Source organism: Pseudomonas sp. JAI115, from assembly GCF_014200835.1.
In the GTDB taxonomy this organism is placed as follows: Bacteria; Pseudomonadota; Gammaproteobacteria; order Pseudomonadales; family Pseudomonadaceae; genus Aquipseudomonas; species Aquipseudomonas putida_A.
In genome coordinates, this window is record NZ_JACHCY010000001.1 from 496,404 (window position 1) to 521,861 (window position 25,458).

Genomic DNA, 25,458 nt, shown 5'->3' on the forward strand with positions numbered 1-25,458 from the left:
TGTCATCAAGCGCATCGCAGAATCCTCGCAAACCGTCTTGACCCTTCGACGGATGTTTCGCAGGGATTCCCATGAAAGAAGACGCCTCGCTGTTTGCCGCCATCGACCTGGGCTCGAATGCGTTTCGCCTGATGATCGGCCAGTCGGTTCGCAGTCGAAAAGGCTTCATGATTCAGGAAGTCAAAACCCTGCGTGAACCGGTGCGGCTGGCCGAAGGCTTCGACGGCGGTGCACTGGACGAAATGGCGCTGGATCGTGGCTGGCAGGCGCTGGCGCGGTTCGGCAAGAAACTGCGCGGCTTCGAGGCCGGCAAGGTGCGGGCCGTGGCGACCAGCGCGGTGCGCGAGGCCGACAATGCGCAGTTGTTTCTGCACAGTGCCGAACGCCATCTGGGTTTTCGCATCGACGTCATCTCCGGCCATGAAGAGGCGCAACTGGTGTATGCCGGCGTCGCTCATACCCTGCCGGGGGCGGAGGACATGCGGCTGGTGGTCGACATCGGTGGTGGTTCCACCGAGCTGATTCTCGGCCAGGGGTCGCAACCGCTGCTCACCGAAAGCATCGCCATCGGCAGCGGCAGCCTGGGCGCACGCTATTTCCCTGACGGACGCATCGCGCCCGGTGCACTGCAGGAAGCCGAGCGCGTGGCGATCCTGCAATTCGAAAAAGTCGCCCGCCGCTATCGCGCGCAGGGCTGGCAACAGACCATTGGTTCCTCCGGCACGGCGCGGATGCTGGCGAAGGTGCTCAAGGCCAATCGCTTGAATGACTTCGGTCAGGATGGCATCACCTATGGTGGGTTGTTGCGTTTGTCGCTGTTGCTGCTGAAGGTGAAGAACGTTCAACAACTGAAGCTCGCCGGTCTGCAACCGCATCGCCAGAGCATCCTCCCGGGAGGGCTGGTGCTGATGCTGGCGGCGTTCAAGGTGTTTGGCATTTCGCAGATGGTGCCGTCGGAACCGGGGCTGCGCCTCGGTGTGTTGCACGGTTTGATGAGCCATCACTGACCGATCACTGAACCCATTGTGGGAGCGAGCCTGCTCGCGAAAGCGGTGTATCAGAGAAACATTATTCGACTGACACGCCGCCTTCGCGAGCAGGCTCGCTCCCACAGGGTTTGGTGGTTGTCTCCTCAGGCCAGTTCTTTGCGCAGTTGCCGGGCAGCGTTGACCATGTGCACCAGCGCCGCTTCCGTCTCCGGCCAGCCACGGGTTTTCAGACCGCAATCCGGGTTGACCCACAACCGTTCCGCCGGAATCCGCTGTGCTGCCTTACGCAGCAGGTTGGCCATTTCCGAAGCATCCGGCACCCGCGGCGAGTGAATGTCGTAGACGCCCGGGCCGATCTCGTTCGGGTAATCGAAGGCCTCGAACGCCTCCAGCAATTCCATGTCCGAGCGCGAGGTTTCGATGGTGATCACATCGGCGTCCATGGCGGCGATGGACTCGATCACATCATTGAACTCGCTGTAGCACATGTGCGTATGGATCTGCGTTTCGTCACGCACGCCGCAGGCGCACAGGCGGAACACTTCGGTGGCCCAATCCAGATAGTGCTGCCACTGCGCGCGGCGTAACGGCAGACCTTCGCGGAAGGCGGCTTCGTCGATCTGCACGATCTTGATCCCGGCGGCTTCCAGATCCACCACTTCGTCACGAATCGCCAGCGCCAGTTGCCGCGCCTGCACTTCACGGGACACATCTTCGCGCGGGAACGACCACATCAGCATGGTCACAGGTCCCGTCAGCATGCCTTTCATGACCTTGTCGGTCAGGCCCTGAGCGTAGCGGATCCACTCCACGGTCATGGCTTGCGGGCGGCTCAGATCACCGAAGATCACCGCCGGTTTCACGCAGCGCGAACCGTAGCTCTGCACCCAGCCAAAACGGGTGAACGCGTAGCCGTCGAGTTGCTCGGCGAAGTACTCGACCATGTCGTTGCGCTCGGCTTCACCGTGCACCAGCACATCAAGGCCCAACTGTTCCTGGATTTGCACAGCGTGGCGGATTTCGCTGTACATGGCTTCGGTGTATTCGGCTTCGCTCAGCTTGCCTTGCTTGAACGACTGCCGCGCCAGACGGATCGACGCGGTTTGCGGGAACGAACCGATAGTCGTGGTCGGAAACAGTGGCAGATCGAGGCCGGCGCGCTGCTTGGCGATGCGCTGGGTAAACGGCGATTGGCGCTGGCTGTCCTGCGCAGTAATGGCCGCCACACGGGCCTGCACTGCCGGTTTGTGAATACGAGGCGAGGCGGCGCGGCTGGTCTGTACCGAGCGACTTTGGGCCAAGGCGCGCAGCACTTTCGGCGCTTCCGGCTCGCTGACCGCCTGCGCCAGCACGGCGACTTCTTCGCACTTCTGCACGGCAAATGCCAGCCAGCTTTTCAGCTCGGCATCGAGCTGGTCTTCGCGGTTCAGATCCACCGGGCTGTGCAACAACGAGCAGGACGGCGCGACCCACAGCCGATCCCCCAGACGTTCATGCGCATGCTGCAACGTCGCCAGCGCATGTTCCAGATCGCAGCGCCAGACGTTGCGGCCGTTGACCACACCCAGCGACAGCACTTTGTAGGCCGGCAGGCGATCCAGGATGGTCGGGTACTGTTCCGCTGCACGTACCAGGTCGATGTGCAAACCGTCGACCGGCAGATTGGCGGCCAGACCGAGGTTCTCTTCCAGACCACCGAAGTAAGTGGCGAGCAGTTTTTTCAGCGGATCACGCTGGATCTGGTTATAGGCACGCTCGAAAGCATTCTTCCACTCCTGCGGCAAGTCGAGCACCAGAATCGGCTCGTCTATCTGCACCCATTCCACACCAAGGGCGGCCAGCCGCGCGAAAATCTGCCCGTACAGCGGCAGCAAACGATCAAGCAATTCCAGCTTGTCGAACTCGGCGCCTTTGGCCTTGCCCAGCCATAGATAAGTCAGTGGGCCGATGATCACCGGTTTAACGTTATGACCGAGGGCACGGGCCTCTTCGACTTCTTCGAACAACTGTTCCCAGCCGAGCTGGAACTGTTGATCAACGCTGAATTCCGGGACCAGGTAGTGGTAGTTGGTGTCGAACCACTTGGTCATTTCCTGCGCATGCGCACCGCCACAGCAACTGTCGCTGACGCCACGGGCCATGCCGAACAAGGTTTGCAGGCTGGCTTTGCCGTCGTGCGGTCGGAAGCGCTCGGGAACCACGCCGAACATCAGCGAATGGGTCAGCACCTGGTCGTACCAGGCGAAATCGCCCACTGGCAGCAGCTCGATGCCGGCGTTCTTTTGCAGGTCCCAGTGGGCCTTGCGCAGTTCACGACCCACTTCACGCAGGCCGGCCTCGTTCAGTTCTCCTTTCCAGAACGCCTCTTGCGCTTTTTTCAGTTCGCGGTCGCGACCAATGCGCGGAAATCCGAGGGAATGGGCCAGTGCCATGACAAACAACTCCAATGTCTTGTTGATGGCGGCCATTGTCAGGATCAGCCTCTAGTGAGACAAACTCATTTTAATCTTGATGATCACAAGTTTCCCTCATGATCAGTTGTCGGCCGTATGCCCGCTGAAAACACGATTCGCCCTGCAGGATATTCCTCCGCAGATCAAGCTTTGAGGGACGCTGGCGACGCCCTTTCAATACTTGATGGCGCCTTGATGTAAACCCTCTGAAACCGCGCCGTTACAGGCTTCGATTCTGTTCTATGGTTAGATCGAAATGGCTGACGCAGCGGCGGGTTAAAGGTTGCGACGGATCATGTCTAAGCCTATGTTGCACGCGAGCTTTTCCCCGCGAATGGAACGCGATCAACACCACTACAAGAGGTGAAGAAATGTCAAAGGATTCACGCCCTGCCGTACTTGGGCTGATCGGCAATACGCCGCTGGTACAAGTTACCCGCTTCGATACCGGCCTCTGCACACTGTTTCTCAAACTGGAATCACAAAACCCCGGCGGCTCGATCAAGGACCGCGTCGGTCTGGCGATGATTGATGCCGCTGAACGCGACGGGCGCCTGCAACCGGGTGGCACCATCGTCGAGGCCACCGCCGGCAACACCGGTCTGGGTCTGGCGCTGGTCGGCCGGGCCAAAGGCTACCGCGTGGTGCTGGTAGTCCCGGACAAGATGTCCACCGAGAAAGTCCTGCACTTGAAAGCCATGGGCGCCGAGGTGCACATCACCCGCTCCGACGTAGGCAAGGGCCACCCCGAGTATTACCAGGACGTGGCCGCACGCCTGGCCAAAGACATTCCCGGCGCGTTCTTCGCCGACCAGTTCAACAACCCCGCCAACCCGCTGGCACACGAGTGCAGCACCGCGCCGGAGATCTGGGCGCAGACCGAGCATGATCTGGATGCGATCGTGGTTGGCGTCGGTTCCGCCGGCACCCTGACCGGCCTGAGCCGTTTCTTCAAACGGGTACAACCGGATCTGCAAATGGTCCTCGCCGACCCGGTCGGTTCGGTGATGGCTCAGTACAGCCGCGACGGCACAATGCCAACGCCCGGGTCGTGGGCGGTGGAAGGCATCGGCGAAGATTTCATTCCGTCGATCACCGACCTCAGCAGCGTGCGTCACGCCTACTCGATCAGCGATGAAGAAAGCTTCGATCACGCCCGCCAGTTGCTCAAGGCCGAAGGCATTCTCGGGGGGTCGTCCACCGGCACCCTGCTCGCCGCCGCGCTGCGTTACTGCCGCGAACAGACCGAGCCGAAACGCGTGGTCAGCTTCGTCTGCGACACCGGCACGCGCTATCTGTCCAAGGTTTACAACGACCAGTGGATGACCGATCAAGGCCTGTTGCAGCGCAAGCGCTATGGCGACCTGCGCGATCTGATCGCCCGGCGCTTCGAAGATGGCCGCGTGATCAGCGTCGGCCCCGACGACACCCTGCTGACCGCGTTCCAGCGCATGCGCCTGGCGGATGTTTCGCAATTGCCGGTGCTGGTTGAAGGCAAACAACTGGTCGGCGTGATCGACGAATCCGACATCCTGCTGCCAGTGCACGAAGACGCTGCGCGCTTCAGTCAATCGGTCTCCAGCGTGATGACCGACAAACTGCAAACCCTCGCCCCCGGTGCCAACCTCGCCGAGCTGGAAGCGGTGCTCAGTCGCGGCCTCGTCGCGATCATCGCCGATGCTTCGGGCTTCCACGGCCTGATTACCCGCACCGACATGCTCAACCAATTACGGAGATCCCTCGCATGAGTCAGCACGACGATAAATCCCAAGGCTTCGCGACCCGGGTGATCCATGCCGGGCAAACGCCTGACCCGACCACCGGCGCGCTGATGCCGCCGATCTACGCCAACTCGACGTACCTGCAAGACAGCCCCGGCGTGCACAAGGGCTTCGACTACGGGCGCTCGCACAACCCGACGCGTTTTGCCCTGGAGCGTTGCGTGGCGGATCTGGAAGGTGGCACCCGCGCGTTCGCGTTCGCTTCCGGGCTGGCGACGATTTCCACCGTGCTCGAACTGATCGATGCCGGTTCGCACGTGATCTCCGGCAATGACCTGTACGGCGGCACGTTCCGCCTGTTCGACAAGGTCCGTCAGCGCAGTGCCGGGCATCGTTTCAGCTATGTCGATCTGACTGACCTGGCGGCGTTCGAAGCGGCGCTGCAGGATGACACCCGCCTGGTCATTGTCGAGTCGCCGACCAACCCGCTGCTGAGCCTGTCGGATCTGGCCGCGATTGCGCGCATCTGCCGCGCACGCGGGATCATCAGCGTTGCCGACAACACCTTCGCCAGCCCCTATATCCAGCGCCCGCTGGAGCTGGGTTTCGACATCGTGCTGCACTCGACCACCAAGTACCTGAACGGTCACTCCGACGTGATCGGTGGTATCGCGGTGGTTGGGCAGAATGCCGAACTGGCGGACAAACTCGGCTTCCTGCAAAACGCGGTCGGCGCGATTTCCGGGCCGTTCGATGCGTTCCTGACCCTGCGCGGGGTGAAAACCCTGGCGCTGCGCATGGAACGTCACTGCAGCAACGCGCTGGAACTGGCCAAGTGGCTGGAGCAGCAACCGCAGGTCAAACGCGTCTACTACCCGGGCCTGCCGTCGCACCCGCAGCATGAGTTGGCCAAACGGCAGATGCATGGTTTTGGCGGGATGATCTCGGTGGATCTGAACAGTGATCTGGAGGGCGCACGGCGCTTTCTGGAAAACGTGAAGATCTTTGCCCTGGCAGAGAGTTTGGGCGGTGTTGAAAGCCTGATCGAGCATCCGGCGATCATGACCCACGCGACCATTCCAGCTGAAACCCGCGCGAAACTGGGCATCGGCGATGGCCTGGTGCGTCTGTCGGTGGGGGTCGAAGATCTCGAAGACCTGCGCGCCGATCTGGCGCACGCACTGACCAAAATCTGACCCTGCAACAACGACAAAGCCCGCAGCAATGCGGGCTTTGGTGTTCGAGTAGGCGGCCAGTGCTGGTCTCTGGCTTACAAGGTTTATCGGGCCTCTCACAGTACAAAAGCAACCATGGAAAAAGAGCGGTGCTTTGCTGCCTCACACGGCATAAGGGCTGGATCTCAGCGCGGAGATCTTTCTAACCGTGTACCCTTCGGAACGCGCCCCACGTCCCCTTGCTATCCGCTTGCGCATCAGTCTGCGTCTTCGCCTACACCTTTGAGGCTAGCAAAAGCCATCGAGTCGCGGGTGGTGTTTTTAGACTGATTTCCTTCAAGCGCCCCTGTGCAAGGAAGTTAACCGACTATCGCTTGCATGTTGTCGCACCTGCGCCTGCATTTTGCCGATCTATACTTTTCAGTTCGCTAACGCGGTTTCATGCAAAAACGTCGACACCCGTGCGCCCATCGAGCGCGCCCGTGCCAATTGCCAACCTGGTCAACCCCGGGCCAACGAATGCTGTGTGGCTGATGGGTCGTGGAGAAAATCATGAAACACACGCTTTTGTCAGGCGCCATTCTTGCGGTCGCGGCGACCGTGATGTTGCCAACGGTTTGGGCTGCGCAGCCGCAGGCGGTGGCCTCTGATGGTTCGGATCATGTCGGAGCCGCTGCAGTGGCATCCGATGGCTCTGATCATGTCGGTGCTGGCGCAGTGGCGTCCGATGGTTCCGATCACGTCGGCGCTGGTGCAGTCGCCTCGGACGGTTCCGATCATGTCGGCGCTGGAGCAGTCGCCTCGGACGGTTCCGATCATGTCGGCGCTGGTGCAGTCGCCTCGGACGGTTCCGATCATGTCGGCGCTGGTGCAGTCGCCTCGGACGGTTCCGATCATGTCGGGGCTGGTGCAGTCGCCTCGGACGGTTCTGATCATGTCGGGGCTGGTGCAGTCGCCTCGGATGGTTCCGATCACGTCGGGGCTGGCGCAGTAGCCTCCGATGGCTCCGATCACGTCGGCGCAGGCGCACTGGCTTCCGACGGCACCGACAAGGTCGGCGCCAATCGCTATGCCTACTCACGCGTCGGCGTCGGTTCTGATCGCGTCGCTTCGGCGCTGATGACCGGCAGCTATTCCGACCAGTTCAACTCCCCTCAGTAATCGGCGCGAGGCGACCCATTGGGTCGCCTCTCCCTCCGCCGCACTAGCACATTTGTGCTAATCGACCGCCCCGCCACCCGGCGTTATATTCCCTCGCAACCCCCGATGCTCCCCAACATTGCCGCTGTGCAGTGCGCGGGATCGTCGTGCCTGGAAATCAGAACAACACCAAGGAAGAAACACCATGAAACTGCATTCCAATCTGTGCAAAGTGGCGATCGTCAGCGCTTTGTTGCTTGGCGCCAGCGGCTGCCAGACCGCCAAACCCACCGAAGCCAGCATGAAAGAGCGCGCGCAGACGGTCATCGGCAAGCCGGTGTCGAAAATCGACAACATCCGCAGCGACAGCACCCTCACCTACTACACCGCGTACACCTCCGCCGGCGAGTACAACTGCGAGTTGCCCAGCGGCGCGATTATCGCCGTGGCGAGCATGGGCATCATGACCCCGCCGCTGTCGTGCCTGCCCAAAGGCGCCTCGCCGATTCCGTTCCAGTAAACCTTCATCCCCGGTAAAGGACTACGTTCCATCATGAAAATCCTGATCGCAACTCTCACTCTCACGGCCCTCGCTCTGACAGGCTGCGCCACGCCCAAACAATGGGAAGCCACCGGTGGCAGCAAGAACGACGGCGTGGTCCAGGTCTCCTACGAATTGGGTCAGTTCGAAAGCGGCCAGACCAACGCCGCACAAGGTCTGACTGTGGCGATGGAGCGCTGCAAGACCTGGGGCTACAAGAACGCCGAGGTGACCGGTTCCGAGAAGAACATCTGCCGCACCATGGGCCAGTTCAACTGCCTGCAAACCACCATCACTCAGGACTACCTCTGCAAGCGTTGAGTCAAACCTGCTCGGCCGGCTCGGTTTGCCGGTCGCGCAGGCTGCGCAAGGTCGCGCGCAGCTCGGCCGGGCGTACCGGTTTGGACAGGATGGCAATTTGGCGGTCGTGCAAGGCCGCCTGTATTTTCTCGATGTCATGCCCGGTGATGATCATCGCTGGCACCGCAAAGCCACGCTGGCGCCGCACCTCGTCAATGCACTCGATGCCCGTGGAATGTGGACCCAGATCGTAATCGGCGACGATGATGTCGCAATCGGTGACCAGCCCCTGCCCGCTCAATTCGCCTTGCACCACGCAGCCCCAGCGCTCGAGCAGCGCCGAGGTCGCCAGCAAGACGTTGCGATCATCCTCCACCAGACACACCTTCAGCCCGGTCAACAGGCCGGCCTGCCGCACATCGTCACGCATGACCGGCAACTGCGGCGCCACGGCCACCGGCAAGCCATACAGGGAGACCGCTGTGCCGCGCCCAAGCTGCGAGCGCAAGGCCACATCGACGCCGATCAACTGCCCCAGACGCTTGACGATCGACAGCCCGAGGCCGACGCCTTCCACGTCCTTGTCGCGCACCTGACGCACCCGATAAAACTCCTCGAAGACCTTCGGCAGATGCTCCTCGGCAATGCCGTTGCCGCGGTCATAAATCACGATGGCCAGCCCGTTGCCACGCTTGCGCACGCCGATCAGTACCGGGCGTTGCGCGCCGTATTTGAAGCAATTGGAAAGCACGTTCTGCACCATGGTCGCGAGCAACGCCGGATCGCTCTGTACCCAGTGCTGGCACGGACGCAGGCGCAATTCCACACCGGCCCAGCGTGCCGCCTCGGCGTTCTGGCGGATCAGGTCGGCCAGCCACTCGCCGAGATTGAACACTTGCAATCTGGGCAGGATGCGCCCGTTGTCGAGGGTGTAGAGGTCAAGAATCGAACGGAACAACTGCGAGACGTTGAGCAGCGAACGGTCGATGTTGTCGACCAGTTGCCGTTCCTGCTCGCCCAGACGCGATTCACGCAGGCACGCCGTGAACAGGCCGATGGAGTGAATCGGCTGGCGCAGATCATGGCTGGCCTGGGCGAGAAACCGCGACTTTTCCAGATTGGCCGCGACCGCCTCTTCGGAGGCCTTGCGCGTGCGCTCCAGCAGCAAGTGCGCGTAGAACGGAATCACGGTGCTGGTGAGCATCAACATCAGCACCATGTACGGCTGCGCCTGCCACACCGGCGTCAACCGATAGACCGCCAGCAACGCCAGCAGCGCCAACCCCGTGGCAATCGCCAGATAGCGCGAGCCGTAGCGCATGCCGTTGCCCAGGTTGACCCAGATGATCACCGCGTACAGCGGCAACGCCGCTTCACCGCCGAGCACCAGGCCGAAACAGGTGCCGGTGTAATCGTGAATCATCGCGAATATTCGTCGCGCCGGGTAATGACCCGGCCAGCGCGCGATGGCCTGGCGCAGGACAATCGACGCCAGCAGAAACAGCGTGATGTAGACCACCACCGGCAGATAGACATCGAAGCGCTGACCCGGCAATACACCGAGCACGCAGATGTAAACCATGGCAATGCTGGCGATGATGATCCGCAGATTGGCCTGATCCAGCTCGGTGTTTTTCTCGAACTTCATGGGCAACGTCCTTGTGCGACAGTCGTCAGATTCAGCAGCGGTCGGCAGGCAATCTGCGCTTGCGGTGCTAAGGTGCATGCCGTAAACCACGCTGATCCAGGGAGGGTCACGTCATGACATGCCGCATCATCATAGCCGACGATCACCCGTTGTTTCGCGAAGCCATGCGGCGCACCGTGCAGCGGTTGTTGCCCGAGGCGACTATCGAGGAGGCCGGCGACCTCGACGCCGTGCTGGCCTTGCTGCCCGACGGCAGCGAGCCGGACACACTGATTCTCGACCTGCGCTTCCCCGGCCTGACCTGCATCAGCCAACTCGCCGAGCTGCGCAAAAAACTGCCGCGCACCACTTTGATCGTAGTGTCGATGGTCGACGACGAGGCGTTGATTGGTGAGGTAATGGCGGCCGGCATCGACGGTTTCATCGGCAAGAACATTGTCCCGGATGAGATCGGTCAGGCCATTCTGGCGATCCGCGAAGGCGAAGTGCTGGTCAGGTTCGCGCCTTCCGGGCTGCTGCCGCTGGAGACCGGCACCGCCCTCACCCCGCGTCAGCAGGATGTGTTACGGCTGATCGCCCAAGGCAAGACCAACAAGGAGATCGCCCGAGAACTGGATATTTCGCCGTTCACCGTGCGCATCCATGTGTCGTCGCTGTTGCGCACGCTCAACGTGCCGTCGCGGGCGGCCGCTGCGGTTAAATATTCGGGAGGCAGCGGCGCAATTTAAATGAACCCTGCGCGTTTGGACTCACCTAACTGAAAGACCATCAGGAGGTAGCCCATGCAAATTGAACCCGTCTGGATCGTACTCGCCGTCGTTCTTGTGATCATCGAATTGTGGGCGATCAACCGCGTGCGCAAGAGCGCAGGCAAAGGCAGCAACAAAGGCGTGTGGATTATCGCCATCGTGTTCGTGCCGTTGTTTGGCCTGATTGCCTGGGCACTGGCCGGCCCGAAACACGTTACGCAGGACTGAAGGATTCTTGCGCTGTAATGCCCTGCGCGGTCAACTGTGGGAGCGAGCCTGCTCGCGATGGCTGACCGCCGGGCATCACTGCATTATGGATCAACCTGCGCCATCAACTCCGGCACCGATTCCGGCCGCTTGGCATAACGCTGCGCCAGCACCGCACAGACCATCAGCTGAATCTGATGGAACAGCATCAGCGGCAGAATCAACACGCCAATCGTGCTGCCGGCAAACAACACCTGTGCCATCGGCACGCCGGTGGCCAGGCTCTTCTTCGAACCGCAGAACAAAATGGTGATGCGGTCTTCCTGGCTGAAACCGAACGCCTTGCCCAACAAGGTCGACGCCAACAGCACCAGCCCCAGCAGGATGCAGCAGACCACCACCAGCCCCAGCAGATCGACTACCGGAATCTGATGCCAGATGCCCTCGTTGACCGCCTCGCTGAACGCGCCGTACACCACCAGCAGAATCGAGCCCTGATCGACAAACTTCAGCCAGTTCTTGTTGCGCCCGACCCACGCGCCGATCCAGCGCCGAGCGATCTGCCCGGCAATGAAAGGCAGCAGCAGTTGTACGCTGATCTTCAGGATCGCATCCAGGGTCGAACCGCCGTCGCCGTGCACGTTCAGCAGCAGCGTCACCAGCAACGGCGTGAGAAAGATCCCGAACAGGCTCGACGCCGCTGCACTGCAGATCGCCGCCGGGATATTGCCTCGGGCCAGCGAGGTGAAGGCAATTGCCGACTGCACGGTGGCGGGCAACGCGCAGAGATACAGCATGCCCATGTACAGCTTGTCACCAATCAGTGGCGACAGCAGTGGTTTCAACGCCAGCCCGAGCAGCGGGAACAGCACAAAGGTCAGGCCGAACACCAACAGATGCAGGCGCCAGTGGCCGGCACCGGCGATGATCGATTCACGCGACAGTTTCGCGCCGTGGAGGAAAAACAGCAGCGCGATGGCGATATTGGTCAGCCAGCCGAACCCCACCGCGACCTGCCCGCTGGCCGGCAGAAAACTGGCCAGCAGCACGACGCCGATCAGGGTCAGGGTGAAGTTGTCGGGCAGGAATCTTGGGCGGGTCATGGTTTGCTCATCCGGGGGTTGCCAGTACGTGATTGCGACTCTAACGTGAGTGGGAATTACCGACTAACGCCGAAGAGCCAACAGATGCCGCCTAAAGGACATGAGAAAAGCTTCCGGCGCAGCATTCCCGGGCTGCCCAGCCTGCCCCGTGCGCTGTACGGGCGCACCGAATCGCTGCCCAATCGCGCACTGACCCGGCGTCACAGCCACCCGTGGGTGCAATTGTCGTACGCGATTCAGGGCGTGCTCGAAGTGCAGACCGGCGCCGGGCGTTTCGTCGCGCCACCCGAGCGCGCGGTGTGGATTCCGGCGGGCGTGCCGCACCGAGTGTTCAGCTCGCCGCACACCGAAATGCGCAGCCTGTACATCGATTGCAGCGTGGCCGGCTGGGCGCTGGAGCGCTGTCATGTGCTGGGCGTCAGCGACCTGCTGCGCGAACTGATCCGCGCGTTCAGTCTGGTCCCGGTGGAATATGACGAGGGTGGCGCACATGGTCGGTTGGCCCAGGTGATCCTCGATCAACTGGCCGAGGCGCCGCAGATCGACCTGATGCTGCCACTGCCCCAGGACAGCCGCCTGCGACAGATCTATCAAAGCCTAGAGCAACATCCGGAACAGCAGACCACACTGCAGCACTGGAGCGAAAAATTCGGCGTCACCGAAAAAACCCTCAGCCGCTTGTTTTTACGCGACACCGGCCTGACCTTCCGCGCCTGGCGCCAGCGCTTGCGTTTGCTAGGTGCGCTGACTCCGCTGGAACGCGGCGAACGGGTCACCGACGTGGCTCTGGCCTGCGGTTATGACTCGACCTCGGCGTTCATCGCAGCCTTCCGCCAACAGTTTGGCGAGACACCGGGGGAATTTTTTCGCTGAGTTTTGTCGATATTTATCGAATTAGCACATGCCATTCGGCAAAGTTCAGGGTAGAGTTTCGCCCATCGGTAATTCTTCACACGTTTCGACGATAACCATAATGACCCACCCCTTTAGCGAACCTGTCGGCGGTAACAGCATGATCGAAGTCACTGAAGTCTCCATTGCTCAATTACGCGCGGCGCTCGAAGCCGGCCAGACCACCGCGGTTGAACTGGTGCAGGCCTATCTGGCCCGGATCGACGCCTACGACGGCCCGAACACCGCCACCGCACTGAATGCCGTGGTGGTGCGCAATCCCGAAGCAATGGCCGAAGCCCGGGCGTCCGACGCGCGACGGGCCAAGGGCGAAATCCTCGGCCCGCTCGACGGCATCCCCTACACCGCCAAGGACAGCTATCTGGTCAAGGGGCTGACCGCCGCCTCGGGCAGCCCGGCCTTCGCCGATCTGGTGGCGCATCGCGAAGCCTTCACCATCGAACGCCTGCGTGCCGCCGGGGCGATCTGCCTGGGCAAGACCAACATGCCGCCGATGGCCAATGGCGGCATGCAGCGTGGCGTCTATGGCCGGGCCGAAAGCCCGTATAACGCTGCTTATCTGACTGCGCCGTTTGCTTCCGGCTCGTCCAACGGTGCCGGCACCGCGACCGCGGCGAGCTTCTCGGCGTTCGGTCTGGCGGAAGAAACCTGGTCGAGCGGTCGCGGCCCGGCATCGAACAACAGTTTGTGCGCCTACACGCCATCGCGCGGAGTAATTTCGGTGCGCGGCAACTGGCCGCTGACGCCGACCATGGACGTGGTGGTGCCGTATGCCCGCACCATGGCCGATCTGCTTGAGGTGCTCGACGTGGTGGTCGCCGAAGACCCCGACACCCGTGGCGATCTGTGGCGCCTGCAGCCGTGGGTACCGATCCCGAGCGTCGATTCGGTGCGCCCGGCCTCCTACGCCGAGCTGGCGGTAAAGTCCGATGCACTGGCCGGTAAACGCCTCGGCGTGCCGAAGATGTACATCAATGCCGACCCCGAAGCCGGCACCAGCGAAGCCCCAGGCATCGGCGGCCCGACCGGGCAGCGGATCAACACCCGCGCTTCGGTGATCGACCTGTGGAACCAGGCCCGCACCGCGCTGGAAGCGGCCGGCGCCGAAGTCATCGAAGTGGATTTTCCGCTGGTTTCCAACTGCGAAGGCGACCGCCCCGGCGCGCCGACCGTGTTCAATCGCGGCATCGTCTCCAAGGAATTCCTGCACCACGAACTGTGGGACCTGTCGGCCTGGGCCTTCGACGATTTCCTGCGCGCCAACGGCGATCCGAAGCTCAATCGCCTGGCCGATGTCGACGGGCCGAAAATCTTCCCGCACGACCCGGGTACCCTGCCCAACCGTGAAGGCGATCTGGCCGCCGGCATGGACGAATACGTGCGCATGGCCCAACGCGGCATCACCCCGTGGGACCAGATCCCGACGCTGCCCGATGGCCTGCGCGGTCTGGAAAAGACCCGCAAGCTTGATCTGGAAGACTGGATGGATGCGCTGAAACTCGACGCGGTGCTGTTCCCGACCAACGCCGACGTCGGCCCGGCAGATGCCGATATCAATCCGGAATCGGCAGACATCGCCTGGAGCAATGGCGTCTGGGTCGCCAATGGCAATCTGGCGATCCGGCATCTCGGTGTGCCGACTGTCACCGTGCCGATGGGGATCATGGCCGACATCGGCATGCCGGTCGGCCTGACCTTCGCCGGTCGTGCCTACGATGACTCGAATCTGTTGCGTCTGGCCTCGGCGTTCGAGGCGACTGACTCGAAGCGTCAGGTGCCGCCGCGTACTCCGGCGTTGGCCCGTGGCAAATAACTAACCCGAGGCGGCAGCTGCAGCCTCCTCGGGCACGCCAGATGACCGATCAGGTGCGCGCACTTGATCGGTCCTGATGCCGACAGTCATGTTATTTCGCGTCGTCATCATCCGGATCGAATTTCATTTTCTTGCTTTCTCCCTTACTTTCAACAAGGCCGGCTTTGGGGAGCTGAAAGGTATAAAACGAAACCTGGGTGTTGTTTTTTGAGTCGCGCTTGAGCAGATACAACATGTCCTCAGACTCTGCGACCTGGCAGGCGGTGTAGCGGTCCAGGCTGCGGAAGGTCAAGGTGCGCTCCTCGCACTTCGCGGCGGTATCCAGGGCAGATTTTCTGCCCGACATCGAGGGTACGTGGACGGTCAGATACCAGGCCAGAATGGAAAATCCGGCCAGGACTGCGGAAAAAGCGAAGAGTTTGAACACGATGTTCAATTCACTTGCACGTTGGCGAAACCTCACAAGCCACAGAGGATTTGTCGGGGATACCGGCAGCCTTCCCGGCCGCTCAGTCAAGGCAATGATCAATGAAACGGCAATGACAAATGCTATGGCGAACAGTAACGCGCCGATCATCGCGCCAAGTCCTGCAGCGCCATACGCAGCAAGCTTTTGACCACTGATATTCAATCGGTCAAACGGCACATCCAGCACCAGATAATATTTTTCCAGATGAGCGTAGCCATTGAGTACGAATGCGCCGAGCATCGCCGCAATGAATAACGAAACCTCGATGCGCAAGTATTTCCGGTAGCGTTCCAACCCCTCTTCTGCACGCAACTCATTGACTGGCTGATTCAATTACGAAACTCCTTTTCGTTGCCGGACAAGGCATTCGCCCGACCCAATGAAGGCGGCGATCATACCGCTATGCGCGCATCATCAGTACAACACTTCGTTTTTCCCGAACTGTCGCTAAGAAATAAGCGATTTTTCTTACATCTAAACTCGCCGCTAGCATGGCCCTGCCTGACCCTAATTCAATAAAAGCCAGGGAGCCAACCATGCCAACCACCAACATCAATATTGGCGAACCATGGATGTGGGGCGCGTTTATCATCTTCGTTCTCGCCATGCTTGCACTGGACCTGTTCGTCTTCGGCGGACGCAAGGCACACCGCGTTTCAGTGCGGGAAGCGTCCTGTTGGGTGATCGCCTGGTGCGCACTGGCCTTGGCTTTCGCCGGGTTGCTCTGGTGGTATCTGCACGGCGAGTTCGGCGCCGAAATTGCCCAGCGCAAGACGCTGGAATTCCTCACTGGTTATCTGATCGAGCAGTCACTGTCGATCGACAACATGTTCGTCTTCGTGATGATCTTCAGCTACTTCGCCGTGCCACCGGAATTGCAGCGCCGGGTGCTGCTGTACGGCGTACTCGGGGCGATCGTGATGCGCGCGGCGATGATCTTCGCCGGGGTGTGGCTGGTGTCGCAGCTCGAGTGGCTGTTGTATGCCTTCGGGGTGTTCCTGATCATCACCGGGATCAAGATGCTGATGTTCGCCGAGCAGCAACCGGACCTCGACAAAAACCCGCTGCTGCGCTGGGTGCGCGGGCACATGCGGATCACGCAGGGCTTTCATGGCGAGCGCTTTTTCGTGCTGCAGAACGGCGTGCGCTGGGCCACGCCGATGTTCCTCGTGCTGGTGCTGATCGAGGCCAGCGACCTGATGTTTGCAGTCGATAGCATCCCCGCGATCTTCGCCGTCACCACCGACCCGTTCATTGTCTTCACCTCGAACATCTTCGCGATCATGGGCCTGCGGGCGTTGTACTTCCTGCTGGCAGACATGGCAGACCGCTTTCATTTGCTCAAGTACGGACTGGCAATTGTGCTGGTGTTCATCGGCGGCAAGATGACGCTGATGCCTTGGTTTCACATGCCGGTGGAGTGGTCACTGGCGGTGGTCGGCGGGGTGATTCTGGGATCGGTGGTGTTGAGTCTGGTGATGAGTAAAAACGCGCCACAAAACCTGTAGGAGTGAGCCTGCTCGCGATGCGTCGTGTCAGCCGACATTGATGCTGGATGTGCCGGCCCCTTCGTGAGCAAGCCCACTCCCACCCTTTGATCTCGGCCAGCTCCGGATCCTCCATCCACTGACTATCACCTGTGGGAGCGGGCTTGCTCGCGAAGGCGTCGGGTCAGCCGACAGCTTTATTGAATGTCGGCTGACACGACGCATCGCGAGCAGGCTCACTCCTACAGGTGACCGCGGCGTTACTTGTCGGACTTGATGCTGGTCCACACTCGCGTGCGCACGCGTTCGAGTTTTTGCGGTAGTGGCTGGACTACATAAAGGGTTTTCAGGGCCTCAGGCGTTGGCGTCAGGTTCGGGTTGCCGGTGATGTCTTTGTTCACCAGCGGCATCGAGTCCTTGTTCACGTTCGGGTAGCCGAGGAAGTCGCTGATCGGCGCAATGACTTTCGGATCGAGCAAGGTGTTGAGGAATTCATGCGCCTCTTCGACATTCTTCGCGCTTTTCGGAATGGCGAAAGTATCAAACCAGATCGGCGCGCCTTCCTTCGGCAAACGCCAATCGACCACCACACCGTTACCCGCCTCTTTCGCGCGGTTGCCGAACTGATAGAAGCTGCCGGAGTATCCGATGGCCACGCAGATGTCGCCATTGGCGATGTCGGTCATGTATTTGGCCGAGTTGAAGTAGGTCACGTACGGACGAATCTTCAGCATCAGATCCTTGGCCTTTTCATAGTCGGCCGGGTTCTGGCTGTTCGGATCGAGACCGAGGTAATGCAGGGCCAGCGGCAGAATTTCCGACGGCGAATCGAGCATCGCCACGCCGCAGGATTTGAGCTTCTCCATGTTCTCCGGCTTGAACACCAGATCCCAGCTGTCCACCGGCGCGTTGTCGCCGAGCGCTGCCTTGACTTTGGCCGGGTTGAAACCGATCAGTACCGTGCCGTACATGTAGGGCACGCCGTACTGGTTGCCAGGGTCATTGGCGTCGAGCAGTTTGAGCAGCGCCGGATCCTGATGACTCCAGTTCGGCAGTTTTGACTTGTCGAGTTTCTGGAATACCCCGGCCTTGATCTGAGTGTCGATGAACTGGTTCGACGGCACCACCAGGTCGTAGCCGGAGTTGCCGGTGAGCAACTTGGCCTCCAGCGATTCGTTGGTGTCGAAGGTGTCCCAGGTCACTTTGATGCCGGTCTTCGCGGCGAAATCCTTGGGCACCGACGGCAGGATGTAATCCGCCCAGTTGTACACCCGCAGCTCGCGCTGTTCGGCGTGTACCGCGCTGGCCAGCAGCGTCAGCCCACACACGGTGGCACCCAGAATGCGTTTCATCGTGACCATGGTTGTTTCCCCGGATTGCGACGTGAGATCGATGGTTTTTATGTTCTGTACACGGCAGCGGCTGTAAAGGTAGCCAAGGGCAAGCAAAGTCCAGCGTTTAGTTATGGCTTTGATTCTTGCCGACCGCGGGGTCGCGGCACAGTGGGGGATGGGCCAAAAGGGGATCGAAATGGCCAATTTGAATGACCACTGGAATGCGGAGGCTGGGCGAGGATCATTTGTGGTGAGGGGATTCATCCCCGATGGGTCGCGAAGCGGCCCCCTTTATATCTCAAAGGGCGCCGCACTCGCTGACTTCACGACTGCTTCGCAGCCGATCGGGGATAAATCCCCTCGCCACGTTGATTCTGGGTCTGCCCACGTGTGGCGAGGCAATAATACAGCGGCACCGTCACCACCAGGCCAAACAGCCACGACAGATCCGCACCGTCCACCAGATTGGCGTACGGCCCGACGTACAGCGAGGTATTGGCGAACGGCAGCTGCACAATGATCCCGATGAAGTAGGCAATGATCGCGTGCAGATTGAAGCGCCCGTAAATGCCGCCGTCCGCGCGAAAAATCGAGCTGATGTCATAGCTGCCACGCTTGATCAGGTAGAAGTCGATCAGGTTGATCGACGCCCACGGCACCAGCACCAGCAGCAACGCCAGAATCAGCCCGATGAACTGCGAAATGAAATCCGCCGAGGCCCCCAGCGCTACCACGCAGCAACCCGCCAGCACCACACTCGACAACGCCACGCGCACTTTGACGCTCGGCGTCCACTGACTGGCAAAGGTCTGGATCGAGGTGATGATCGACAGCACTGCGCCGTACAGATTCAACGCGTTGTGACTGATGATGTTGAGCAGAAACAGCACCATCAGAATCGGCCCGAGCCATCCGGTGGACTGCTTGACCGCGGCCATCGCCTCAGTGCCTTCCGGCGTCGCCAGAACCGCCACCGCGCCAAAGCTGAACGACAGAATCGTCCCCAGCGTCGCGCCCAGATAAGTGGCCCAGAACGGTTTGGCGATACCGATATCCGCCGGCAGGTAACGCGAATAGTCGGACACGTACGGCGAGAAGCTGATCTGCCAGATAATCCCCAGCGATACCGTCGCCAGCCAGCCCGTCAGGTTGAAGCTGCCGCGCGTCAGGAAGTCTGCCGGCAAGTCGTGGGCGAAGATGTAGATGAAACCGGCGAGCAGCGCGCCGCCCATCACCCAGGTGCCGATGCGGTTGAGCGTGTGGATGAAGTTGTAGCCGATCACGCCAATCGCCGTGGCCGCCAGCGCACCGATCAAAATACTCAGCGGTACCGGCACTGACGGTGCGATGCCGACAATCGATTTACCGGCAAGCACGATGTTGGAAATGAAAAAACCGATGTAGATCAGCGCCGCAAAGAACACGATCAACAATGCGCCGTAGCGCCCGAACTGACCGCGGCTCTGGACCATTTGCGGAATGCCCATGCGCGGCCCCTGCGCCGAGGCCAGTGCGATCACCACGCCGCCGATCAGGTGCCCCAGCGCAATCGCCAGCAGCCCCCAGAGCAGATCGAGATGGAACACCTGAACCACCATGGCGCCGGTGACGATGGGCAGTGGCGCGATGTTGGTGCTGAACCATAAGGTGAAAAGGTCGCGGGCCTTCCCGTGGCGTTCCGCGAGTGGGACGTAGTCGACCGTGTGATTCTCGATCAACGGATCTTGCCGGGACATCTGGGACATATGCATGAACTCGAGTTTGTCTGTTCTTATCTTTGTATGAAGCCAAACCGGGGGGACTCTGGGCCGCCCCTCAGATGCAGACCATATTATGGTATTCCAAACATTTCACAAGACTGATCCGTAGTTTGCGGCGCTAGCTGATCCGCCATCCTCACTGATACCGTGGCCTGCAGGCCAGCCGAAAGCCCAATAAACGCTGAGTTTCCGACGAAAGCACCACGTTTATCGGTTCAGCCTAAAAGCCCTTGCAAAGAAAAAATACTGGTATACCATCAGACCAACAAATACATAAAAATCGCGTCACAACACCCGAGGACCGTCCAATGATCGATGCAGCCATCTACAAACAAGTCATGGGCTCGTTTCCGTCCGGTGTCACTGTCATCACCACGCTGGACGATGACGGCCAGATCGTCGGCCTCACTGCCAGCGCCTTCAGCTCACTGTCGATGGACCCGGCCCTGGTGCTGTTCTGCCCCAACTACAGCTCCGACTCCTACCCTGTGCTGATCAAAAACAAGCGCTTCGCAATCCACGTCCTTTCCGGTGGCCAGCAAAGCGAAGCTTATGCCTTCGCCCGCAAAGGCAAGGACAAGGCGCAGGGCATCGAATGGACGTTGAGCGAGTTGGGCAACCCGATCCTGGCCAATGCGACGGCTATCATCGAGTGTGAGTTGTGGCGCGAATATGAAGGCGGCGACCACGCGATCATGGTCGGCGCGGTGAAGAATCTGATCGTCCCGGAGCAGCACACCGGGCCGCTGGTTTACTGCCACGGCAAGATGGGCGCCCTGCCCGTTCTGGCCTGAGCAAAATTTCACCCCCACACAAATTCACTGTGGGAGGGGGCTTGCTCCCGAAGGCGATGTGTTAGCCACCAGAGGTGTCGATTGATCCAGCGCTTTCGGGAGCAAGCCCCTCCCACACAGTTTTGTAGCCTCAACAATAAAAGACCCGAGGAAGCGTCATGAAATTTTCCCTGTTCATCCACATGGAACGCTGGGACGAAAGCGTCAGCCACCGCCAACTGTTCGAAGACCTGACCGAACTGACCCTGATGGCCGAGGCCGGCGGTTTCAGCACCGTGTGGATCGGCGAACACCACGCGATGGAATACACCATCTCGCCAAGCCCGATGCCACTGCTGGCATACCTCGCCGCCAAAACCACCACCATCCACCTCGGCGCCGGCACCATCATCGCGCCGTTCTGGCACCCGCTGCGGGTCGCTGGTGAATGCGCGCTGCTCGACGTCATCAGCAACGGACGTATGGAAGTCGGCCTGGCCCGTGGCGCCTATCAGGTCGAATTCGATCGCATGGCCGGCGGCATGCCCGCCTCCAGCGGCGGCCAGGCCCTGCGTGAAATGGTCCCGGTGGTCCGCGCCCTGTGGCAAGGCGACTACGCCCACGACGGCGACATCTGGAAGTTCCCGACCTCCACCAGCGTGCCGAAGCCGATCCAGAAACCCAACCCACCGATGTGGATCGCCGCCCGCGACCCAGATTCGCACAACTTCGCCGTGGCCAACGGCTGCAACGTGATGGTCACGCCGTTGATGAAGGGCGACGAAGAAGTCGTCGACCTGAAGAACAAGTTCCAGACTGCGCTGGATAACAACCCGGATGTGCCGCGTCCGCAACTGATGGTGCTGCGTCACACCCACGTGCACTCGGCGGACGATCCGGACGGCTGGAAAGTCGGCGCCAAAGCGATCTCACGGTTCTATCGCACCTTCGATGCGTGGTTTGGCAACAAGGAAGTACCGGTCAACGGCTTCCTCGCCCCAAGCCCGGAAGAGAAGTTTGCCGGGCGTCCAGAGTTTGAGCTGGAGAGTTTGCACAAGACAGCGATGATCGGTACGCCGGAAGAGATCATTCCGCGGATCAAGTATTACCAGGAACTTGGGGTGGATGAGTTTAGTTTCTGGTGTGACAACAGTCTGCCGCATGCGGAGAAGAAGAAGTCGTTGGAGTTGTTTATCAGGGATGTGGTGCCGGCGTTTCGATAAACACTTAGCCGGTTCAGCCCGGTAAATGAAAACGCCCCGATAGAGTTCGGGGCGTTTTAGTTTTACGTGGACTCATCGTCCCAAAAATTTCCGGCAGGCGCATATTGTCCATCTCGGAAAACGGCGCACCAACCAAAACTTGGGCAAAACATTTCAAGATCAATGATCTGGTAAAGGCCTTCGCCAATTTTGCTCAAGGTAATCAGACTATTGGCATAGTGGGTATATTGACCACCCGCCCCCGCGACCGCACGTCGCTCCAGCTCCTCACGATTCCAGCCCGATACGATCCCGGATGATTCAGGGACTGTATCCGAGAAGGAAATTTCGAACTGCTTTGAAACCTTGCAAAGGCAGGGAATCCGTTGCTGCCTGAGCAAATCATCGGAGATGAGGTTGTCAGGGAAATGAATGTTTAATTTCAAATGGCTCAGGCTCCGATGAGGCTTCGCTGTCCCGGCTGGCTAACATCGTAAACATGCTGCTCGCATCCCTGCCCGACAAACTGAAACTCCACCAGGTAGACCTTTCTTCGTTCCGGCGTAAAAGTACTGTTCAGCGGCCCGCAGCTATAAGTGTTGCCGGTACCCATTCCGTTGGAACGCCCCGACACCTCGAAGGGTTCGTCGGCATTGGCTTGCGTTTCCAGCTGAGGGAAATGCTTGAAGGTGGCGCTGTTGGCCGCTTCGTTGAGTTTGGCGATCCAGGCGAACACCTTGCCTCGCCCGGAATCCACCACAGTACCCAACACTTCCATTCGCCGATCGGGATCTGAAGCACGGCGGACGGAGAACTCGACAGGGTATGTGTAGCCTGTGGCTTTCATGATGACTTTGGCGTGTTGTTCATCCGTGGTGACTTTTTTTTGCTGAAGTTGGATGCCATCCTTTAAAAGACTGGGGGAAGAGTCTCTGACGTTGGAATGGCAGCCGGTTAATGTGAGCATAATAGACAGCAGCAGTCGAGACAGTTTCATGTATGAAGGCCCTACAAGGGCTATCTAGGTAACAAAAGCCAAACGCCAGGACATCGAACATTTACGCGTCATTAAGCTTAGGGTATGAAAATGCTGAATCAGCTAGCGAATTCAAGTACAACACCAATCCGCCAAATTCGCGGCTTATACGATGCGAACACCATCCGTGTTTACCAAGCTTATTCTGATGTCATTGCCGATGCAGCGCTACATCACGGCACCTTTGTTTCCCCGCCTTTCAAAATGGAACGGATGACATGGATAAAGCCATCCTTCCTGTGGATGATGTATCGGTCGGGATGGGGCTTGAAGGACACAAGACAGTCTCGAATTTTGGCCATCGATATTTCACGAGATGGGTTTGAGTGGGCACTGGCCCATAGCTGTCTCAGCCATCCGGAAGATTCCATGAGTGAGGAAGAATGGCTAAAACTGAAAAAAAAGACACCCGTCCGAATTCAGTGGGACCCAGATCGAGACATACATCTCAAAGCGCAGATAAGCCGTGCCATTCAGATAGGCCTGAGCGGAAAAGCCGTCGAGCTTTATGTCAACGAATGGATCCAGAACATAAGCGATGTCACTCCACTTGCTCATGACATTCACGAGTTGCTGCTAAAGGGCGAGATTGAAAAAGCCAAAGAGCTTACCCCAATCGAAAAACCCTATAATGCAGCAACGAGTGACGTCTAAACTACACCTTACTTTTTCATGGAATTTAGCAATCGCGCTGCAAGTTCGGACATTTCAGGAACGTCGACCTCGATCAACAACTGTAGTTTTTCCCGTGCATTGTCCGTACCTATTTCATATAGCGCGTAAATGCATTTAACTCCAAGCGCGTACTCGGAAGCAATGTACTGGTAGTGAGTCAGTGCTGCTTTAAATAAATAATCAACCGCGCCAGGGTATTTAAACACCTTCAATTCCCTGGCAATATTTTCATGACTGGTGTGCCAATCCTGAATTAACAGGCGACATAAAATATCAGCACAATCCTGTGTAAATCCAAAAACAGAACCGAATATCAGCAGGCATTCAACATTATCAGAATCTTTAATTTCGAGCGAAGCTTCCAACTCACGACGGAGATATCCATCAGGAATTTCGCCCCCAAAAAATATCTGAACCAATCTTTCCTTGGAAATTTTTTTTGACACCAAATCGATAATCAGATCCTGCTGCTCATGATTCATCGTTTAGCCTCCGAGAATGACTTTATATAATAGTTAAACATATCCAACGCGGCCCCCTTACCTAAGCCAATATTTACCTGCCCACCCTCACCTTTAAAATAGGCATTAGTCATCGTCCAACCAGAAGTAGACAACGGCATGTCGGGTTAACGGGGACAGACCACATTTTCGGAGTGCTTTCTAAACGTGGTCTGTCCCCATTTACCTAGCAGCGAAGGACGGGAGGTATTGCAGTAAGCAGATAAAACAACACCGGCGCAGGGCCGGTGTCAAATCGAGGCTGGGATCTACAGATAAATAAGCACCCTGGGTTTCCGGAGATACTTATTAACTATTTCGATTTAATGTATCCAGAAGCTTTTCAAATGCTTTAGGGACAAGATCTTTTTCCTTTGGAGAAAGCAAAATATTCATGACTTGTTCATCACAAGCACAGTCATATATATCAATGCCTATCCAGCCTTCCGACCAAAACTCTACGGTCGCCAGCTTATTAAAGCCTTCCAGCTCTATCCGCTCAAGGTTACCAAAATCCCCGTTGGCGAATGTTGAATACTCTACGGAGTAGCCTTTCAATAGAGGCTTAACTTCTTTATTAAACTGAAAAGCATCCATAACCCATCTCACTTACTATCTAGCACAGTAATATTTTTTACCTCAGGGAGATGTTCTCCACCCTGTTTATTAAGCAAATACTGCTGGGATTTACTTGCGTCCGGACCAATCATTTTATACCAGCCTTCCTTACCACCCTGCAATAATCCACCACTTGGAACATCAAACTCGACATAGACGGAACCTTTAGACGCAGCCCCCTTAAAATCAGCGGCACCGTTAGTTGAGATAAAGGTTTGCCCGCCGCCTCCCTGAACAATTTTGTTACTACTTTGCATCTGTGCCAGCTCATCAGGAGACATCCATCTCCCGACACGAGTCATGCTTACATCATTAATAGTTTGGGTTTCGCCAAGCTTCAATGCGGTATTAGCAGTACCTTTTGCACCAACCCACTTCCCACCAACCCATTCAACGGCTCTACCACCAATATAGACGGTGACAAGCCCGGTGGCCGCATCAAAAGCCATACCGCCCAACTCTTGGGCGGACGCGGTCGCTACTTTATCAAACTGCTTTTCCAACGCATGCGACGGGATCGGACTACTAATCCAGTCCTTGAACCCTAGCGCTAACCCACCTATGCCGCCAGCGATTGCACTAATCGTGTCCAAAGGTGATGACACGGCCTTCCAGATCGATTCCGCTGTCTTGACTGCCTCACCTGGCAGAGCAACAGCGTTTTTACCAACGCCAATCCCCGCTTCTCTTGCCAGAAATCCAGGGTCCATCGAAGGAGGATAAACCGTTGTAAGCTCATTGCGGTCAATGCCCGAGAAAGGGTTAACGGGGACAGACCACATTTTCGGAGTGCTTTCTAAACGTGGTCTGTCCCCATTTACCTATTTTTGGGTCCGCCTCATTAAGCGGACGA

The 25,458-nt window shown here is 58.8% G+C and carries 25 protein-coding genes; 14 read left to right on the forward strand and 11 right to left on the reverse strand.

Annotated features, from left to right (window positions below; genetic code table 11):
• Positions 1–71 precede the first annotated feature (71 nt).
• A complete protein-coding gene (locus tag HDC30_RS02130; protein ID WP_183780391.1) occupies positions 72–1,007 on the forward strand; it encodes a Ppx/GppA family phosphatase in 936 nt (311 codons plus the stop codon).
• 125 nt (positions 1,008–1,132) lie between these two features.
• On the opposite strand, the gene metE is transcribed toward HDC30_RS02130, so the two are convergent.
• A complete protein-coding gene (gene metE / locus HDC30_RS02135; protein ID WP_183780394.1) occupies positions 1,133–3,421 on the reverse strand; it encodes a 5-methyltetrahydropteroyltriglutamate--homocysteine S-methyltransferase in 2,289 nt (762 codons plus the stop codon).
• A 392-nt stretch (positions 3,422–3,813) separates the two neighbouring features.
• Here metE and HDC30_RS02140 point away from each other — a divergent pair, with 392 nt between their 5' ends.
• The 5 genes from HDC30_RS02140 to yecR all read left to right on the forward strand — a co-directional run bounded on the left by HDC30_RS02140 (position 3,814) and on the right by yecR (position 8,340).
• Positions 3,814–5,190 carry a cystathionine beta-synthase gene (locus HDC30_RS02140; RefSeq protein ID WP_097087124.1) on the forward strand — a complete coding sequence of 459 codons (1,377 nt, stop codon included), beginning with the start codon at positions 3,814–3,816 and terminating at the stop codon, positions 5,188–5,190.
• Positions 5,187–6,359, forward strand: coding sequence for a cystathionine gamma-synthase (locus HDC30_RS02145; RefSeq protein ID WP_183780397.1), 1,173 nt, complete (start codon positions 5,187–5,189; stop codon positions 6,357–6,359). Before HDC30_RS02140 ends, HDC30_RS02145 begins: the two co-directional genes overlap by 4 nt.
• 531 nt (positions 6,360–6,890) lie before the next feature.
• Positions 6,891–7,499, forward strand: a complete 609-nt coding sequence (locus HDC30_RS29035) for a phage infection protein (protein ID WP_260319866.1) — start codon at positions 6,891–6,893, stop codon at positions 7,497–7,499.
• Between the two features lie 184 nt (positions 7,500–7,683).
• On the forward strand, positions 7,684–7,998 hold the full coding sequence (locus tag HDC30_RS02155) for a hypothetical protein (RefSeq protein ID WP_183780400.1): 315 nt from the start codon (positions 7,684–7,686) through the stop codon (positions 7,996–7,998).
• 33 nt (positions 7,999–8,031) lie between these two features.
• Positions 8,032–8,340 carry a YecR family lipoprotein gene (gene yecR, locus HDC30_RS02160; protein ID WP_027613060.1) on the forward strand — a complete coding sequence of 103 codons (309 nt, stop codon included), beginning with the start codon at positions 8,032–8,034 and terminating at the stop codon, positions 8,338–8,340.
• Between the two features lies 1 nt (position 8,341).
• On the opposite strand, the gene HDC30_RS02165 is transcribed toward yecR, so the two are convergent.
• Positions 8,342–9,967, reverse strand: coding sequence for a hybrid sensor histidine kinase/response regulator (locus HDC30_RS02165; protein ID WP_183780404.1), 1,626 nt, complete (start codon positions 9,965–9,967; stop codon positions 8,342–8,344).
• A gap of 113 nt (positions 9,968–10,080) precedes the next feature.
• Here HDC30_RS02165 and HDC30_RS02170 point away from each other — a divergent pair, with 113 nt between their 5' ends.
• Positions 10,081–10,695: a response regulator transcription factor gene (locus tag HDC30_RS02170; RefSeq protein ID WP_183780407.1), complete on the forward strand. Its 615-nt coding sequence runs from the start codon at positions 10,081–10,083 to the stop codon at positions 10,693–10,695.
• A gap of 54 nt (positions 10,696–10,749) precedes the next feature.
• Entirely contained in the window at positions 10,750–10,944 is a 195-nt protein-coding gene (locus tag HDC30_RS02175; RefSeq protein ID WP_007965735.1) for a PLDc N-terminal domain-containing protein, read from the forward strand.
• Positions 10,945–11,027: 83 nt separating this feature from the next.
• Here HDC30_RS02175 and HDC30_RS02180 read toward each other — a convergent pair whose 3' ends face one another.
• Positions 11,028–12,026 (reverse strand): bile acid:sodium symporter family protein, encoded by a 999-nt coding sequence (locus tag HDC30_RS02180; RefSeq protein ID WP_027613056.1) that lies wholly within the window; start codon positions 12,024–12,026, stop codon positions 11,028–11,030.
• Between the two features lie 84 nt (positions 12,027–12,110).
• Between HDC30_RS02180 and HDC30_RS02185 the strand changes: the two genes are divergently transcribed.
• Positions 12,111–12,899: a helix-turn-helix domain-containing protein gene (locus HDC30_RS02185; protein WP_027613055.1), complete on the forward strand. Its 789-nt coding sequence runs from the start codon at positions 12,111–12,113 to the stop codon at positions 12,897–12,899.
• A gap of 139 nt (positions 12,900–13,038) precedes the next feature.
• On the forward strand, positions 13,039–14,751 hold the full coding sequence (locus tag HDC30_RS02190; RefSeq protein ID WP_183781307.1) for an amidase: 1,713 nt from the start codon (positions 13,039–13,041) through the stop codon (positions 14,749–14,751).
• Between the two features lie 91 nt (positions 14,752–14,842).
• On the opposite strand, the gene HDC30_RS02195 is transcribed toward HDC30_RS02190, so the two are convergent.
• Complete coding sequence (locus tag HDC30_RS02195; protein ID WP_027613053.1) at positions 14,843–15,553, reverse strand: hypothetical protein; 711 nt, start codon at positions 15,551–15,553, stop codon at positions 14,843–14,845.
• A gap of 203 nt (positions 15,554–15,756) precedes the next feature.
• Between HDC30_RS02195 and HDC30_RS02200 the strand changes: the two genes are divergently transcribed.
• Entirely contained in the window at positions 15,757–16,728 is a 972-nt protein-coding gene (locus HDC30_RS02200) for a TerC family protein (protein WP_183780409.1), read from the forward strand.
• Positions 16,729–16,967: 239 nt separating this feature from the next.
• On the opposite strand, the gene HDC30_RS02205 is transcribed toward HDC30_RS02200, so the two are convergent.
• Both HDC30_RS02205 and HDC30_RS02210 read right to left on the reverse strand, forming a co-directional pair.
• Positions 16,968–18,068 carry a polyamine ABC transporter substrate-binding protein gene (locus tag HDC30_RS02205; protein WP_047598364.1) on the reverse strand — a complete coding sequence of 367 codons (1,101 nt, stop codon included), beginning with the start codon at positions 18,066–18,068 and terminating at the stop codon, positions 16,968–16,970.
• Between the two features lie 296 nt (positions 18,069–18,364).
• Positions 18,365–19,786, reverse strand: a complete 1,422-nt coding sequence (locus HDC30_RS02210) for a cytosine permease (protein WP_183780412.1) — start codon at positions 19,784–19,786, stop codon at positions 18,365–18,367.
• 323 nt (positions 19,787–20,109) lie between these two features.
• On the opposite strand from HDC30_RS02210, the gene HDC30_RS02215 reads away from it, so the two are divergent.
• On the forward strand, positions 20,110–20,595 hold the full coding sequence (locus HDC30_RS02215) for a flavin reductase family protein (protein ID WP_003225754.1): 486 nt from the start codon (positions 20,110–20,112) through the stop codon (positions 20,593–20,595).
• A gap of 158 nt (positions 20,596–20,753) precedes the next feature.
• The gene (locus tag HDC30_RS02220; RefSeq protein ID WP_003225757.1) at positions 20,754–21,797 is read left to right on the forward strand and encodes an LLM class flavin-dependent oxidoreductase; all 1,044 of its coding nucleotides are present in this window, start codon (positions 20,754–20,756) and stop codon (positions 21,795–21,797) included.
• A gap of 62 nt (positions 21,798–21,859) precedes the next feature.
• Here HDC30_RS02220 and HDC30_RS02225 read toward each other — a convergent pair whose 3' ends face one another.
• Complete coding sequence (locus tag HDC30_RS02225) at positions 21,860–22,222, reverse strand: hypothetical protein (protein ID WP_115989570.1); 363 nt, start codon at positions 22,220–22,222, stop codon at positions 21,860–21,862.
• A gap of 5 nt (positions 22,223–22,227) precedes the next feature.
• Entirely contained in the window at positions 22,228–22,773 is a 546-nt protein-coding gene (locus HDC30_RS02230) for a hypothetical protein (RefSeq protein WP_183780415.1), read from the reverse strand.
• A gap of 84 nt (positions 22,774–22,857) precedes the next feature.
• Here HDC30_RS02230 and HDC30_RS02235 point away from each other — a divergent pair, with 84 nt between their 5' ends.
• On the forward strand, positions 22,858–23,466 hold the full coding sequence (locus tag HDC30_RS02235; RefSeq protein WP_225135309.1) for a DUF4291 domain-containing protein: 609 nt from the start codon (positions 22,858–22,860) through the stop codon (positions 23,464–23,466).
• An 8-nt stretch (positions 23,467–23,474) separates the two neighbouring features.
• On the opposite strand, the gene HDC30_RS02240 is transcribed toward HDC30_RS02235, so the two are convergent.
• The 3 genes from HDC30_RS02240 to HDC30_RS02250 all read right to left on the reverse strand — a co-directional run bounded on the left by HDC30_RS02240 (position 23,475) and on the right by HDC30_RS02250 (position 25,387).
• A complete protein-coding gene (locus tag HDC30_RS02240) occupies positions 23,475–23,969 on the reverse strand; it encodes a hypothetical protein (RefSeq protein WP_123467913.1) in 495 nt (164 codons plus the stop codon).
• A gap of 327 nt (positions 23,970–24,296) precedes the next feature.
• Positions 24,297–24,584: a hypothetical protein gene (locus HDC30_RS02245; protein ID WP_183780419.1), complete on the reverse strand. Its 288-nt coding sequence runs from the start codon at positions 24,582–24,584 to the stop codon at positions 24,297–24,299.
• An 8-nt stretch (positions 24,585–24,592) separates the two neighbouring features.
• Positions 24,593–25,387, reverse strand: coding sequence for a hypothetical protein (locus HDC30_RS02250; RefSeq protein WP_183780422.1), 795 nt, complete (start codon positions 25,385–25,387; stop codon positions 24,593–24,595).
• Positions 25,388–25,458 lie beyond the last annotated feature (71 nt).